Annotated in this window: 9 protein-coding genes; 5 read left to right on the plus strand and 4 right to left on the minus strand. The window is 32.5% G+C overall.

Going from position 1 to position 15,263, the window contains the following annotated elements:
• Positions 1-86: 86 nt before the first annotated feature.
• From ACQH1W_RS04505 to ACQH1W_RS04520, 4 genes are all read left to right on the plus strand, one after another.
• Positions 87-1,967 (plus strand): LTA synthase family protein, encoded by a 1,881-nt coding sequence (locus ACQH1W_RS04505; RefSeq protein WP_341762843.1) that lies wholly within the window; start codon positions 87-89, stop codon positions 1,965-1,967.
• Between the two features lie 595 nt (positions 1,968-2,562).
• Positions 2,563-4,434 (plus strand): ComEC/Rec2 family competence protein, encoded by a 1,872-nt coding sequence (locus tag ACQH1W_RS04510; RefSeq protein ID WP_375332595.1) that lies wholly within the window; start codon positions 2,563-2,565, stop codon positions 4,432-4,434.
• Positions 4,435-4,609: 175 nt separating this feature from the next.
• Positions 4,610-5,452: a hypothetical protein gene (locus ACQH1W_RS04515; protein WP_342278961.1), complete on the plus strand. Its 843-nt coding sequence runs from the start codon at positions 4,610-4,612 to the stop codon at positions 5,450-5,452.
• Positions 5,453-5,611: 159 nt separating this feature from the next.
• On the plus strand, positions 5,612-6,202 hold the full coding sequence (locus ACQH1W_RS04520) for a ribonuclease HII (RefSeq protein WP_341762847.1): 591 nt from the start codon (positions 5,612-5,614) through the stop codon (positions 6,200-6,202).
• Positions 6,203-6,338: 136 nt separating this feature from the next.
• On the opposite strand, the gene ACQH1W_RS04525 is transcribed toward ACQH1W_RS04520, so the two are convergent.
• Positions 6,339-7,667 carry a DUF2748 family protein gene (locus tag ACQH1W_RS04525; RefSeq protein WP_375332597.1) on the minus strand — a complete coding sequence of 443 codons (1,329 nt, stop codon included), beginning with the start codon at positions 7,665-7,667 and terminating at the stop codon, positions 6,339-6,341.
• Positions 7,668-7,685: 18 nt separating this feature from the next.
• The gene (lipB, locus tag ACQH1W_RS04530) at positions 7,686-8,309 is read right to left on the minus strand and encodes a lipoyl(octanoyl) transferase LipB (protein ID WP_341761903.1); all 624 of its coding nucleotides are present in this window, start codon (positions 8,307-8,309) and stop codon (positions 7,686-7,688) included.
• 1,195 nt (positions 8,310-9,504) lie between these two features.
• Here lipB and ACQH1W_RS04535 point away from each other — a divergent pair.
• Complete coding sequence (locus tag ACQH1W_RS04535) at positions 9,505-11,616, plus strand: hypothetical protein (RefSeq protein ID WP_425360956.1); 2,112 nt, start codon at positions 9,505-9,507, stop codon at positions 11,614-11,616.
• Between the two features lie 161 nt (positions 11,617-11,777).
• Here ACQH1W_RS04535 and cyoE read toward each other — a convergent pair whose 3' ends face one another.
• Together cyoE and parC are read right to left on the minus strand one after the other, a co-directional pair.
• Entirely contained in the window at positions 11,778-12,653 is an 876-nt protein-coding gene (gene cyoE, locus ACQH1W_RS04540; RefSeq protein WP_341763366.1) for a heme o synthase, read from the minus strand.
• A 59-nt stretch (positions 12,654-12,712) separates the two neighbouring features.
• Positions 12,713-14,923 carry a DNA topoisomerase IV subunit A gene (gene parC / locus ACQH1W_RS04545; RefSeq protein WP_425361204.1) on the minus strand — a complete coding sequence of 737 codons (2,211 nt, stop codon included), beginning with the start codon at positions 14,921-14,923 and terminating at the stop codon, positions 12,713-12,715.
• Between the last annotated feature and the right edge of the window lie 340 nt (positions 14,924-15,263).

The following is a 15,263-nucleotide window of genomic DNA, read 5'->3' on the forward strand; positions in this document are numbered from 1 at the left end:
AACAACACTTCACTAATAGACGATTTTTTAACTTTCAACAGTTGTGACCTTACGACCTCCTCGCAATGACGTTAATTTAGATATATATGATAAAAATACTGTTTCATTTTCCTATTGTTAGAATTTACCTAATATTTCAGTTTATTACTCGTATTCTATTAAGCTCATATGCTTTATGGCAACAACAAATAACCATATCTGATCTAGTGTCAATTTTTGTTATTGGTACATTTAATGATCTAATATCTCTTTGTTATTTTTTACCAGTAATTTCGCTTGTTATCATTGGCTTCTACAAGTTATTGGCTCGGTATAAATTTTTGTATGTAAGCTGCTCTTTTATCGCTTATTTTTGTACTATTGCACTACTAATATTTATTGCCATCGCAGAGATTACTTTTTGGGATGAGTTCGGTGTTAGATTTAATTTTATTGCTGTAGATTATCTAATTTACACTCATGAAATCATTGGTACTGTAAAAGAGTCTTTGCCCTATATAGAAATATTACTAGGCATTATAATTATTACACTATTAATTGTTTTTTTCTTGAGAAAATACATAATTAATCAAGCAAGTACTCTAAATGGCAAGAAACATATTTTTTGTGTGATAATGCTATTTTTGTTTAGCCTAGTTGCTTTTAATTTCTATAACCCTAATAAAATTGCTTTTAATTCTAATAAATATGCTATCGAACTTGCTAAAAACGGTTCATATGAGTTTTTCTCTGCCTATCTTAATAATAGCTTAGATTATAATAAATTTTATCCAGTAGTTGATAAAAAACAAGCTTTAGATACTGTTCGCACTAGTTTATCAAAAAACAAAGAACTATACTTAGATGATTCTACTATAGCACGTTATATCAAAGCTAATTCTTCTAATAATAAAAAACATAATATTATTTTTATTACTGTGGAGAGTCTTAGTAGTGAATTCATGGGTAAATTTGGCAATCAACAAAATATTACTCCAAATTTAGATAGATTAGCTGATGAAAGCATATTTTTTACCAATCTATATGCAGTAGGCACTAGAACAGTAAGAGGTTTGGAAGCTATTACTTTATCAGTACCACCAACTCCTGGTTCTTCCATTATCCGTAGACCTGATAACCAATCGCTATTTAATATAGCTACTATTTTTAAGAATGCAGGTTATGTTATTAACTTCATAAACGGTGGCTATAGTTACATTGATAATTTGCAAAATTATTTTCATGGTAATGGTTATAATATAGTTGATCGAGGTAATCTAAAATCAAATGAAATAAGTTTCTCTAATATTTGGGGAGTAGCTGACGAGGATATATTAATAAAATCACTAGAGTTAGCTGATCAAAATTATAAGGAAGGCAAAGCTTTTTTCTCATTAATTATGACTACCTCTAACCATCGTCCTTATACTTTCACCGAAGGTAGAATTGATCTAGCGTCTGGTAGTGGACGTAATGCAGCTGTTAAATATACTGACTATGCTATTGGTAAGTTTCTTGAATTAGCAAAAACTCGCCCTTGGTTTAATAATACTATCTTTGTTATCACTGCTGATCATTGTGCATCAAGTGCTGGCAAAACTGATTTACCGATTAATAAATATCACATACCTCTATTAATATACGCTCCTAATATATTAAAACCACAGATAATTGATAGTTTAGCAAGTCAAATTGACATTGCTCCTACTATTTTGGGATTATTAAACTTTTCCTATAATAGTAAGTTTTTCGGTCAAGATATGTTAAACATACCGGCAAAAAGAGCATTTATCAGCACTTACCAATTGCTTGGTTTTATGAAAGATAATCACTTAGTTATCTTAAGCCCACAGGGACAGCCAAAAACTTATAAATTAGTTGGTAAAGATAAAATAGAGACTGAGAATATTCCTAACTTAGTAGAAGAAGCTATTAGTTTTTATCAGATAGCTTATGATTTATATATTCAGGGTGAAATGAGGGAATAGATATTTTGTGCTACTTTTTGGTTATCTTCCGCTGCATACTTACCACGTAGTGTAAAGAGAATTGTTGAATTACAACAATTATTATGTTGACATTTGGAATAAATTATATATAATTTATCACTAAATATTATTAGTGCTTAAGTTGAGCAAGCATATGAAATATTTAAAACAATCAAATTAAATAAGGAGTATATAATGAAGCTGTCTGGCAGCATAATACACAAGTTGAAGAGTATATACAAATAGGATATTTTGATAGAATTTCTAATAAAGTATATGAATCGTCGGAGGAATTCTCTCATACAAAAAACTCTGATGGGGAATCATCTAATAATGATGATTCTGTGAATGTTGTAGGTGATCTCGATGTTTCTGGTATCAGTTCGCACTAAAGATTTTTCAATTTTGGATTAAAATGTTATAGTCCAAATATGTGTTATCTTCCTATACAAACAAAAATTACAGAAATTGTGGGGAGATAGTAGTTTTTATCAGGTAGCTCATGATTTATATATTCATGGTGAAATGAGGGAATAGATTTCTTGAATTACATCTAATAGTAGCTTATTTTAAATAAAAACCTACTGTTAGATGAATGACCCTAAGAGATTATAAATTAATTTTTAAGCTTGCCAAAAGCATTTTAGAACAGGAATATCACAATCTCAGCCTTTGGTATTTCGTTAGTTTCATTTATGGTATCGTTATTTATTTTACTTTAAGTAACGAACCTTCCTTTATATCTATTCTAGCTATTTTCACAATTTCTTTATCACTAATAATCTTAAGAAATAACATATTTGGGCGATTTATTTCGGGCATAATTATTGCTTTTTCATGCGGTATGTTAGTGGGCAAATATCGTATATCAAATTTACATGTTGTTGGTATTAAAAAGCCGATAATTTCACAAATAGGTGGCACTATAGAATCGATGAAACCGACCACTCATGGTATGCAAATTATCTTACATCAGGTCAAAATTCAAAAACTTAATAGGTCTAATCAGGTTTTAGAGAAAGTTAGGATAAGCATGCCAGCAAAATATGCTCAAGAAATTAATATTAACGATAGCATTAACCTAGTGGCTCAGCTTTATAAGCCTCAAAGTAGTATTCTACCAAGTGGCTATGACTTTGGCTTTTATGCATATTTGGCAGATATCAACGCCACTGGCTATGCACTATCACCCCCCCAAATTATAGCACATAGTGATCTCTACACTAATAGTTTTATCTATAAAATTAAAAAAAATATTTACAACCGCCTAATCCAAATACTTGGTTCTATTAAAGGTAATTTCGCCGCAGCAATATTACTAGGAGAAACAAAAGCCATCGATAGAAAATTAATGAAAGAAATGAGGCAAAGCGTTATATCTCACATACTTTGCGTCTCCGGTTTACATTTGTCATTGGTAGCTATGCTGTTTTTCATATCAGCAAGATTCTTATTAAATCTATCAAATTATATTGCTTATAATTACAACATAAAGTCAATTGCAGCAATTTGTTCTTTAATAGGCAGTTATGGTTATTTGGAGCTAAGTGGCATGCAAATTGCTGCCACAAGGGCATTCATTATGACGGCAATTTTTATTTATGCAGTTATGATAGGACGGAAGCCCTATCCCCTAAGATCGCTCGCGATTGCAGCTTTCATAATATTATCGGTAAATCCCGAATATATATTTCATCCAAGCTTCCAATTATCTTTTGTGGCAGTATTATCGCTAACTGCTGGTTACGAATTTTATATAAGAAATCAATGGATTTTAGGTAAAAGCAAGGGGATATTTTCTTCCATAAAATTTTATATTGCCTCTAATATTTATTCAAGCTTCCTTGCAAGCATAGTAACTGCTCCTGTAGTAATAAACCAATTTTATACATTTCCTACTTATTCTATTCCCATGAACCTTATTGCTGTACCAATAATGTCTTTCTTTCTGATGCCGTTATCTATTATCTCATTATTCTTAATGATATTTGGTATAGATCAATATTGTTTAAAATTAATAGGTTTTTTCATTGATATAATTATTGCAGCAGTGAAATTTACTAATACCTTACCATTATCAGTATGGTATTTTGGTTATATAACCAAAATTAGTTTAATTACTTTCTTATTTGGATTTTTTTGGACTTGTTTATGGAGAACAAAGTGGCATTTCTTAGGTCTGATTATAATGATTATATCTGTAATCTTAATGCTAAATTCTCCTAAACCTAATTTCATATTTGATATAAATTTAAATGCTATTGGTATAAAAAATAACAATGGTGAACTTGACATTTATGTGAATGAGATACCAGAGTTTAAACGTATATATTGGGCCAACTGGTTTGGTCAACAGGATGCTAAAATATTCCCTATAGAAAAAAATATTTTTACTTCCGATGGATACACAATTTTGATAAACTATAAGCCAATTGCTCCAAATAAAATATGTAAAAATGTCGAGTAGAAACCAATGTAAAGGTAACAAAATTACTATTACTAAAGAATTTCTAAGAGAGTTTGAAGTAATAATGATATTTTGTAATCAGCACGAATGTACAATTAAAACAAATAATAAAAAAAGATGGCAGGGTAACTGCAAGAGTTTTTAGTGATTGCTAACATTAATTAAAGATATTTTTATGCCCAAGTTAGAGAAGTTTAAATCAGATATAGCTAATATTGTTGGTGAACCAAAGGAAGGCTTTGTACAGGATATAGATAGATTCAAAAGTCTACTCAACTTTAGCTTTGATTCGAAATATACTCCTGAACTTGCTGAAGCTATGGAAAGCATGGGAATAGAGAAAGAAGTAAAAATACAGGTGTCGTTGGATGATGACACAACAAATGTACTTTCACAAACTGTTGAAGCTACTAGCCAAAAATTTGGTGAATTTAAAGGCAATATTAGCACCACCCTTAATGCTCATGGTGAACTTGCTAAAGGATATTCTGCCGAATATGTTAAAGGACAACCTAATTTAGATAAATTCGGTCAACAAGCTAAACAAATGGATACATTGATAGAAGAGTTTCCACATAAATCCTTACAGAAAACTGAACAAATTGATACAATTGCAACTATAGGAGCTGGTACAGAAAAAATGTATTCGGCATTGGAATTTTCACCAGCTGATCCAATGCATGTCAGAACCATTACAGATTTAGGTGCAAAACTGAGGCATTATATTAAATCATTTGTTAAATCACCTGAGGAACAGAAAGAGGCTTTTATTGAAAATGGTGCTGGGACAATCCAAGCTATTGATAAAGCAAATAGAAGTGATGGATTGCAAACTAGTAAGACTGCATTAGAAAAGATATTAAGCAAACTTGAGGGTACAGCCGGATCTCAAATATATCACCGTCTGAGAAAGACTCTCAATAAAAACGATATATCTATGGGAGATGGTAGTAGTACTATTAAACCTAATACCACCCCTTCTAACACAAAGCATTCTAATAAAGATAAGGGACGGTAGATCCCCGCCGTAGCCGTAACTCATGGGTGTCAATTTAAGCATTTTAAGTAACCTGATTTTTTTATTTTGAGTTCATAATGTCTGTTACTACAGTAACAATAGATGATAGCGATGATGAAGAGCTATATATAAGGCGGAAGTACATAGAGTGTCATTTTTATGGGAGGCATGATGTTTAAATTAGAACAAAAATATTCAGGATTAGTAGCTGGAGTAGATGAAGCCGGCAGAGGACCGCTAGTTGGTCCTGTAGTAGCTGCATCTGTTATCATTGATCAAACAAAAATCATACATGGTATCAAAGATTCTAAAAAACTTACTAAAACAATGAGGGAGTTGTTATATAAACAAATAACCCAAAATTATATTTGGTCTGTTGGTATAGTGCATCATGATGAGATAGATATAATTAATATCCTTGAAGCAACTAAAAAAGCTTGTACTATATCAGTAGCAAATCTTGCTGTTAAACCGGATACGGTATTAATAGATGGTAATATGAAATTTCACGATCCAAGATTTATTAGTATAATAAATGGCGATAATTTATCAATTTCTATTGGAGCAGCATCTATTATTGCGAAAGTTACTAGAGATCGCTTAATGCTTGAATATGCCAAAGAATTTCCGGAATATATGTGGCACAAAAACTCCGGTTATGGTACTAAAGAACATCTAAATGCTATAAGCCTTCACGGTCTTTCGCCTTATCATAGAAAAAGTTTTAAGATAAGAAGTTCTACATTATAGGCTATAGAAGGGCTATTTAAAAAAACTTGATTATACTCTTCTGCTCCTACGAATTGTTTTTTGAAAATATCATGGAAAGGAAAAATGCATTCTTAAAGTGGTTTTGCGAATGCATTTTAAACCTTTTTAAAGCTAATTATACTTCTCTGATTTGTTTAAATATTAATTTTTTTTTACTAAATATGTTTATTTTACGAAAAAAATTAGTTAGATATCTTGGCTTTGACATATCACGTTTATAGCTTTGCTTAGTCATTAATACATAGTTAGAAATTAAGGAAGGTATAACTTCGGAATAATATACTTTATATAATCCTTGCATTGTTGCCATAGTCGTTAAATATCCCCATTTCATCACCTGTTGGGGTACTCTTGCTAGAGCTTCTATACAGGCAATTGTTTCTTCGATCTCAGGGTCACTATTTTTATAAACATCTGCGACTGGTGCTAAATTAAACTTCATATCTTCAATCATAGCTCTAATCATCAGCCCCATATATTGCTCTTTTATGAATCTCTTAATAAAAAACAATTTTCTTCTATTAACGGAAAATAAAAATTTCTGTTTATATATAAAGCCAAGTAATCTTGCCCAATAAGCCCTTATACCCCGTATCTTGTTTTTATTATAAAATTTTACCTTTTCTTCATAAGTAATCATTTGCCTCATCCCTATAGAGAGAAGCTTGGCTAATAGTTTATCACAATTAATAATATCATCTATTCTAGCCTGTCTTACATGGGGGGTTGCTTTTGTTCCAAAAAAATTTGCTGAATGACGACTAATTTGACTGCCACTTGCATCTCTTTTAATATCAGCAAAATGCCCAAGTTCTTGCCCAGCTATAATTTGCAATCTAGCAGCTGCTGCCCATCCATCACCATAAGTTGGGTGATTTTTATCATTTTCAGCAAATGGATTTCCACCGCAGGAAACAAAGACTGCTACATTCTTACCGTCAGTACTTTGCATACCACTATTAGAACCCGAACGTTGCCAATCAACTATATCCATCATATCACCGATATTATGGGAATAAGTAATAAATACCTGAACCTTATCATGCAATAACCACCTAATAACTATAGGATGGGCTGACTGAACAAAAAGCCTTGTTAATTTTTCAGTAACGGATTGGTCAACTGGTTGTAATTTCTGAATTTGTTTTTTCAAATCTGTATAAATCGATGCCAGTTTTTTATCTGATATAGAAGATTTGTATAGAGATCTTAATAACTGATTAGTTTGTTCAATTAAATTTGGCTCGGTTATTTCCTCTTTACTTACCATCAAACTAATATTGAACTTTGGATCAGAAAATCTTGCAAAATTACAACTATTATCGGTATCTATTCTAAGTTTTCCTGATTTGATTAATTGCTGAGCTAATTGTTCATATTCTATTTGCATGTCCTCAGGATAAATAGCAGGAATCTTATCAAGTATATGATAAATTGAACTCATAGGGGTATACTGAATATTTTAAAAAACCTCAAAGACTTTATCCTTAATAACTTCATCAAACTGATCTAACGTTATATCAATACCAAGTTTCTTAAACGAGGTCACAGGCATATCTCTCAAACCACAAGCAATAATTCCGGAGAACATATCAAGATTTGTTGAAATATTTACAGCAACACCATGATATGTAACCCATTTTTTAACTCTAATACCTATTGACGCAATCTTTGCGGGTACACCGTTTTCTTTTACCCATATCCCCACTATACCACTTATAGTAAAAGCTTTAATCCCAAAATATAAAAGGCTATTTATAATCCATTCTTCTAATAGTTTAATATATAGTTTTAAATCCTTTTGCCTTCGTTCTGAGGCTAAATCAAGAATGGGATATATTACTCTTTGTCCACTACCGTGGTAGGTAAACTTCCCCCCCCTACCAGTATAAATTACCGGTATATCTCTAGGATTTAACAATTCATTTGCCTTAAAACTAGTACCTGCGGTATAAATATCCTTATATTCAACTAAATAAACAATCTCTTGTGAAGATTTATTGATTAAACTTGTAACCTTATCTTCCATCAACTTTATTGTGTCTTCATATTCTGAAAAGCCTGATAAGGTAACAAATTGAACCATAATATTAACCAAGGGTGAGCGAACGCAAGCAGTACATAAGTACGCGAAATCCCCGCAATTATTTGCAAAAACCAATTCCTCAAAGCAGAAGAGTATATTATAATAACCTAAGTTCAATATAAGCACCAAACAAAATGCTACGCATTATGTAAAAACATAAACAAACTATTAGAACAGTTTGTTAGAAGAATTATTAATTCTTCTATAGAACTGGCTTTGTCATAAGGAAAAATGCACTCTTGAAGCAATTCTGCGGGTGCATTTTAACTTTTTTCATCATTCAATATGTGATTTTAATAATTAAAATCACATATTGAATGGAGTATTATATTTTAACAATCAGGTGTAGAACTCGATAATCAAGCTTTTCCTTAACCGTCTATTAGCGAGGAGGCGATGGAATCGCCGACATGGCAATCCTTCGAAGTAGCAACCCTTACTTCACAAGATCGCCACGGCATCTAACGTACAACTGTCGAAAGTTTACAAATACCTATACTACAGCGTCATTGCGAGCGAACGTATGTGAGCGTGGCAATCCATTTTGCTAAAATAAAAACATGATTTTAAAAGATTAAAATCATGTTTCTAGCTTTAGAAAGGTTTAAAATGCATTCGCGTTAGCCGCTTTAAGAATGCATTTTTCCTTATATTAAAACCGCTTCCTCTTCTAACTTTCAACAGTTGATGACATCGGAGCTATTAAACCGATGTCTTACATCAATAGTTGAGGTTAACTATACTGAAAAACTTGAAGTATTTGCAAAAATATCATAAGTTACAAAAAAGTTACTATTTATTAGGGTTGTTAATATAATTTTCATGATGTTATTTGATATTACTTGATTACTGGCTATAAACCTGTCTTAATCTACTGAAGACGTCTTGTATCGCTAAATTATGAAAGAGGAAGTTTTGAAAAAAAATTAAGTAAGGAGTATAAGTGGAACAAGATATGTATAATTCCTTACTTAATTTTGACAATAAGATTACCTTACAAGAATGAAGTTATGCAAGAGCCTATTTCTACATACCAAAGTTGTAATACTGGAGTACCAGTAGTACAAACGCTGTCATTCCCACCGTAGCTCGGATGACAGCTATGTGTGTAGTACAACTAAAGTTTAACAGCAGGTTTAGATAATATAAAATCTAACTGCTAATAATTAAATAATAAGTATACCAGGAGGATATTATGTTGAATGTGTTTAAGAAGAAACCTAGTCCAGATAAGAGTGTTGGTTCAAATAAGAGTGCTAGTCTAAGTAGGAATCCTAGCCTAAAGACTACTAGTAATGATACTAGTACTGGTACTGTAATTAACGAATTTGGATATTTCCAAGGCAGACTTGAATCTTTAAAACAACTATATGGTGATATACAAAAGATTGGTACGGCTCTCGATCAATCTAGTTATACTGCGGCTCAGGATAAATATAAAATTTTATATAACGAGATCAAAAAAGACCCTATCCTTAAACCTGAGGAAACAAAGCAATTATTATTTAAGATATACGAGTATCAAGCTATTAGTGCTTTCCGAGCAGCTAAGTTTCAAGAACATAATAAACATTTATTACATGCGTATGACAAGTATAGTCCTAGAGATGAATCTATAATAGGACTAGAAAGCTGGGTAAAGACATATAAAAATTTTGATACAGATGTACAAAAAGTACATGACGTTTTTTCACAATACTCTAGCTTATTAAAAAAGGTCGAAACAGAAGTTCAGTTACTAATTAAGGATAAAAAATATACAGACGCTATTACAGAAATGCAGTATTTGAGTAACAAGAGCAACAATTTCCAAATATTTGCCATACACGCTAAGATCCTTATAAAACAAGGTGATGATTTGGCAGCTGCTGGAAAAAAATTAGAGGCTACAAAATGTTACGGGAATGCTTATCAGTATTGTAAGTCAAAATTACCTAAAGACGAAAATGTAAAATACGATGTTATTAGTGATACCTTTAAAGAATTAGAAGACAAGTTGAACTCAGTTGGTGATACAAAACTTGCTGCCGAAGCTGCTACCTATGCTTCAAAGTACAACCCAAATCCAACAGTTGCTACGGTATCTGCAACTCCAGTTGTAAGCCCTAAGGTAAAGAAAATTGAACAAGAACTTAAACAAGCTCAAAATCAAGTTGAAAAAGTTTCCAATAAGTTAGAGACGGCTATAACTGTTGATGTACATACTAAACAGTTAGAGAACCTCAAAGCTGAATACGAAGCTAAATTAGCGGCAGTTACAGCTCAACACAAAACTGAATTGGAGGCACTTAAACCTAAAGCTTCACCTACAAAAGATACTAAAGTGAACGAAGCCGGTGACTTTTCTACTGCTTCATCTCTACCACCACCGTATAGCACTATCGATAGCACTGTCGATATAGGTGATTATAAATATTTGCAACTTGTTAAAAATGCCCCCACAACTCCCACAGCCCCCACAGCTCCGGTCGTTACTTCTCTTGCCGGAGAGGTTTTAACTGAGTTAAAAGAGTTGTATAATTCAAAGCCGGAGTATCATTCAGATATAAGGTATATAAAGCGGAGTCAGGAATATCAAAAGAATATAAATAAGGCTAAAAGCATTTTGAATGAAGCTGTTAAAGAGAATCCTGATGTATATAAAACTATAGAGGATCCTAAAATTTTGGTGCTTCTTGCTGACGTTTTTTTGTCTTTAAATCAAAAGGACTTAGGAAGAATAGTTTGTGAGAAGGCTCTTAAACTTGATCCAAATATATGGGAAGCTACCAGTGATCATATAGTTTTGATAAATTTAGCTAAAGTTCTTTTATCTCCAGAACAACCAAAAGCTGAACAAATTTATAAGAAAGCTATTGATATTTATATATATTCCCCCGACAATAGCCCTAATTATGATATGACTAATATAGTATCAAAGACTGTTGCTCAAGATGAATATAGTGCTAAAGAGAAGGATTGCTTAGCTAAGGTTTGTTTATCTTCCCCTACAGTAAATAAACAAGTACGAGCTCTAGATTGTTACCCACATACAGATGTTACTAAAAGACAAGAGACTGCTAAGCAATTAAAACAGTTAGGTAAGCAACAGTTAGATAAGCAGAAAACGTTTCTTGATGCACGGAAAGCCTATGCGTTATATTCAGTGGCTTTTCCTGTTCTAAAAAACGATCCAGAATTATTGCATGATATGAAAGAAGCATACGCTTCTGCTAGGTATACGACACCTGAATTGATTCCTTGTCCCCCTACTGAAGATTCTACTGCATACCTCATCGGTTTTACTATATTTAATAACGATTATTAAGGCTACTCTTAAGTAGTGAATAAAGTCCCATAATTTATTCCTCCTACTTCAAAGCCATTAACAGCTTTTGAGGTAGGAGGGATAGCTGCTCAGGGTAATTTTAAAATTGGGCTGTTTAAACAGCCCGGCTTTTAAATTGTTCTGTTGCTATCCACAAGCGGCTAGTTTCGAGAGAAGTCCAATATTAAAAAAATACTAAAAAGATAAAATATCGAGTAGGCAAATAGTTTTTTAGCTTGTTTATGATCTTTATCACTAAACAGAGAGGTAGCATAGTATAAAAAAATTAGCCCCAGTATAAATGCAGTTACTAAATATACAAAATTACTTATTCCTAAAAAAAAGGGCGTAAATGTAGTAATAACCATAATTATACTATAGGCAAGAATTTGCTTCTTAGTATAATATTCTCCCTTTACCACCGGCATCATCGGGACACCACAATTTTTGTAGTCTTCTGAGCGAAAAATTGCTAATGCCCAGGAGTGTGGTGGTGTCCAGGTTAGAATAATCATAAATAAAGAAAAGGAGAAAAGTGAAATCTCATTAGTTACTGTTGCCCAGCCAATCATAGGAGGCAATGCACCTGCAACCCCTCCAATAACTATATTTTGCATTGTTGAACGTTTTAGCCACATGGTATAAATGAAGACATAATACAATATGGTTATTAGTAATAATAAAGCAGATAGTAGATTAACACAAAGTCCCATCAAAAAAACTGAAAAGAACCCCACAACCACGCCAAAAGCTAAAGCATCCTGTGGTTCTATAACCCCAATAACTAGAGGTCTGTTTTGTGTACGTTTCATTATCGCATCAATATCTCTATCATACCACATGTTAATAGCTGCACTACTACCAGCTCCAAGTGTAATACAGAGCATAGCGATGCAAGCTATAAATGGATGGATGGGGTATGGAGCAAGCCATAGACCAGAAAAGCTAGTAAATACCACAAGTGCCATAACTCTTGGTTTCATGAGTAGGATATAGTCCATAACTGAGCTATTAGAGCTTTTTTTAGTAGTATTCATCTCTAGTTTTGTAAGAGGTCTATTAATATAATTAGAGGAATTATTCATATATTTTTATCTTAAGAAAATTTATTATTTCTAGGGAATCCACTAGGAGGGATTTTACCAACCAAACCTCGTCGTCCAAGAAATGGTAAAAGATCTTTCTCTACCCTAATCTTTTCTCCTACTTTCCAGCTTAGCCCTAAACTACTATCAAATATCTTGACATCCATAAGTTTAGCATTTTTGAACTTTTGTAGAATTACCCCTTGTCCTCGTTTCATTATTGGTATTTCGTCTAGTTTAAATACTAGTAGTTTCCGGTTCTCACCTATACAAGCTATACAATCACCTTCTACAGGCACACAAGCAATACAGGAATGATTTGCAGGAATTTGCATAATTTGCTTACCGAGTTTAGTTTGTGCTACTACCTCATCTGAATCAATGATAAAGCCTTTGCCAATACTACTTGCCAATAAAAGTTTTTGGGTAGGTCTATAGACCAACATGCTTACTATTTCTTCATTACCTATATCTATCATCAATTTTATAGATTCTCCATTGCCTTTGCCTTTAAATATATTATCGGCTAGGATAGTGAAAAAACGCCCCGCTGCACTTAATATAAGAATTTTGTCAGTAGTATAGCCTTCTAGAATAAAATTTTCTGCGTCTCCTTCCTTATATTTAACAGTTGATAAATCGTTATTATGACCTTTTAAAGAGCGAATCCACCCCATCTTGGAACATATTATGGTAAGAGGTTCTTTGGCTATGAAAGCTGAAATATCAACAATTTGAGCAACAATATTAGCTTCTTCAAAACTAGTTCGGCGTAACCCCAATTTAGTGCTAAAACCAAACTTTGTTTGTACCATTTTAACTTCTTTCTTAACTATCTTTTTTAATTCACTCGGATCTTGTAGAATTTTCTGTAAATGTGCATGCTCTTTTTCAAGTAGATTATGCTCGTTAATAATTTCTTGTTCTTCCAATTTTCTTAAAGATCGCAATCTTGTATTAAGAATTGCTTCAACTTGCACATCGGTTAAAGCAAACTTAGCTATCATTACTTGTTTAGGCTCATCTTCTTCACGAATAATTTTAATTATTTCATCCAAATTTAAGTAAGCTATCCTTAGACCTTTGAGAACTTCCAACCTATGTTCAATTTTGCCAATAAGAAATTTAGATCTGCGAGTAATAATATTTTGTCGGTGTAATAAAAACTCCTGCAATATTTCCAGTATATTAGCTACTTTAGGAATATTATTTGAACCTATAACATTCATATTAAGCTGAATTCTATTCTCTAAAACTGTCAGTTTGAATAATGATTCCATAATAACATTAGGATCACAATTACGATCCCTAGGTTCAATAATTAATCTTATATCTTCTGTAGATTCATCTCTAATATTGCTTATTAAAGGAATTTTTTTGTCTTTTAACAGTACAGCTATTTGTTCGATAAGTTTAGATTTTTGTACTTGATAAGGTATTTCAGTAATTACTATCTGATATAAACCATAACTTAGGTCTTCCTTTGCCCATCTTGCCCTTACTCTAAAACTACCACGCCCCACACCATAGGCTTGATGGATTGAATCGATTCTATCAACAATTATTCCACCCGTTGGAAAGTCAGGACCTTTAACAAATTGCAAAATATCGTTAACATTTGATTGAGGATGGTCAATTAAATATATTAGTGCATCACATAATTCATGTAAATTATGTGGTGGTATACTGGTTGCCATTCCAACTGCTATACCTTCTGAACCATTAGCCAGTAAATTAGGAAACATAGCGGGCATAACTACTGGTTCGGTATCGGAATCATCATATGTAGCCCGAAAATCAACAGTATCTTGATCTATATCTGACATTAATAAGGTACAAATTTCTGTCATTCTTGATTCTGTATAACGCATAGCTGCTGCGTTATCTCCATCAATAGAACCAAAATTTCCTTGTCCATCAATTAGTGGATATCTGAGAGAAAAATTTTGTGCAAGACGTACTAATGTATCATACACTGCAACGTCACTATGTGGGTGATATTTACCCATTACATCACCGACAACTCTTGCACATTTCTTATAGGCAGAGGTTGGGTCTAACCTTAATTGGAGCATGCCGTACAATAATCTGCGATGCACTGGTTTTAACCCATCACGAACGTCAGGCAAGGATCTTGACATAATTGTTGATAAGGCATAAGAGAGGTAACGCTCTGATAATGCATTACCAAAGTCTATATTTTCTATTTTAGCATTATCTATCATACAAAACTTTTTATTATTATTTATTCCATGTTTAGTATAATATCCTAAATATATGCTAGCACTAATAGCAAAATGGTATTAAATAATAAAAATTATACTTTTTCTTTTAATCGTTCTATTTCAACAATATATTTATCACCTTGCTGGTCTTCAACCCATAACTGTTGAAAGTTAAAAAACCGTCTATTAGCGAAGTACTATCTAATGAATGTGGATTGCCACGACCACTACGTGGCAATGACGTCTTGTACTTTTCTGCAATTTTTAAATGCCACGCGTAAGGTGAATTAGTTACAAAAAGAGTTTTTTTGGGGTTGTCTTTCTGCAACTTTAGTGT

The organism is Candidatus Tisiphia endosymbiont of Stenodema calcarata (assembly GCF_964030695.1).
Taxonomy (GTDB): Bacteria; Pseudomonadota; Alphaproteobacteria; order Rickettsiales; family Rickettsiaceae; genus Tisiphia.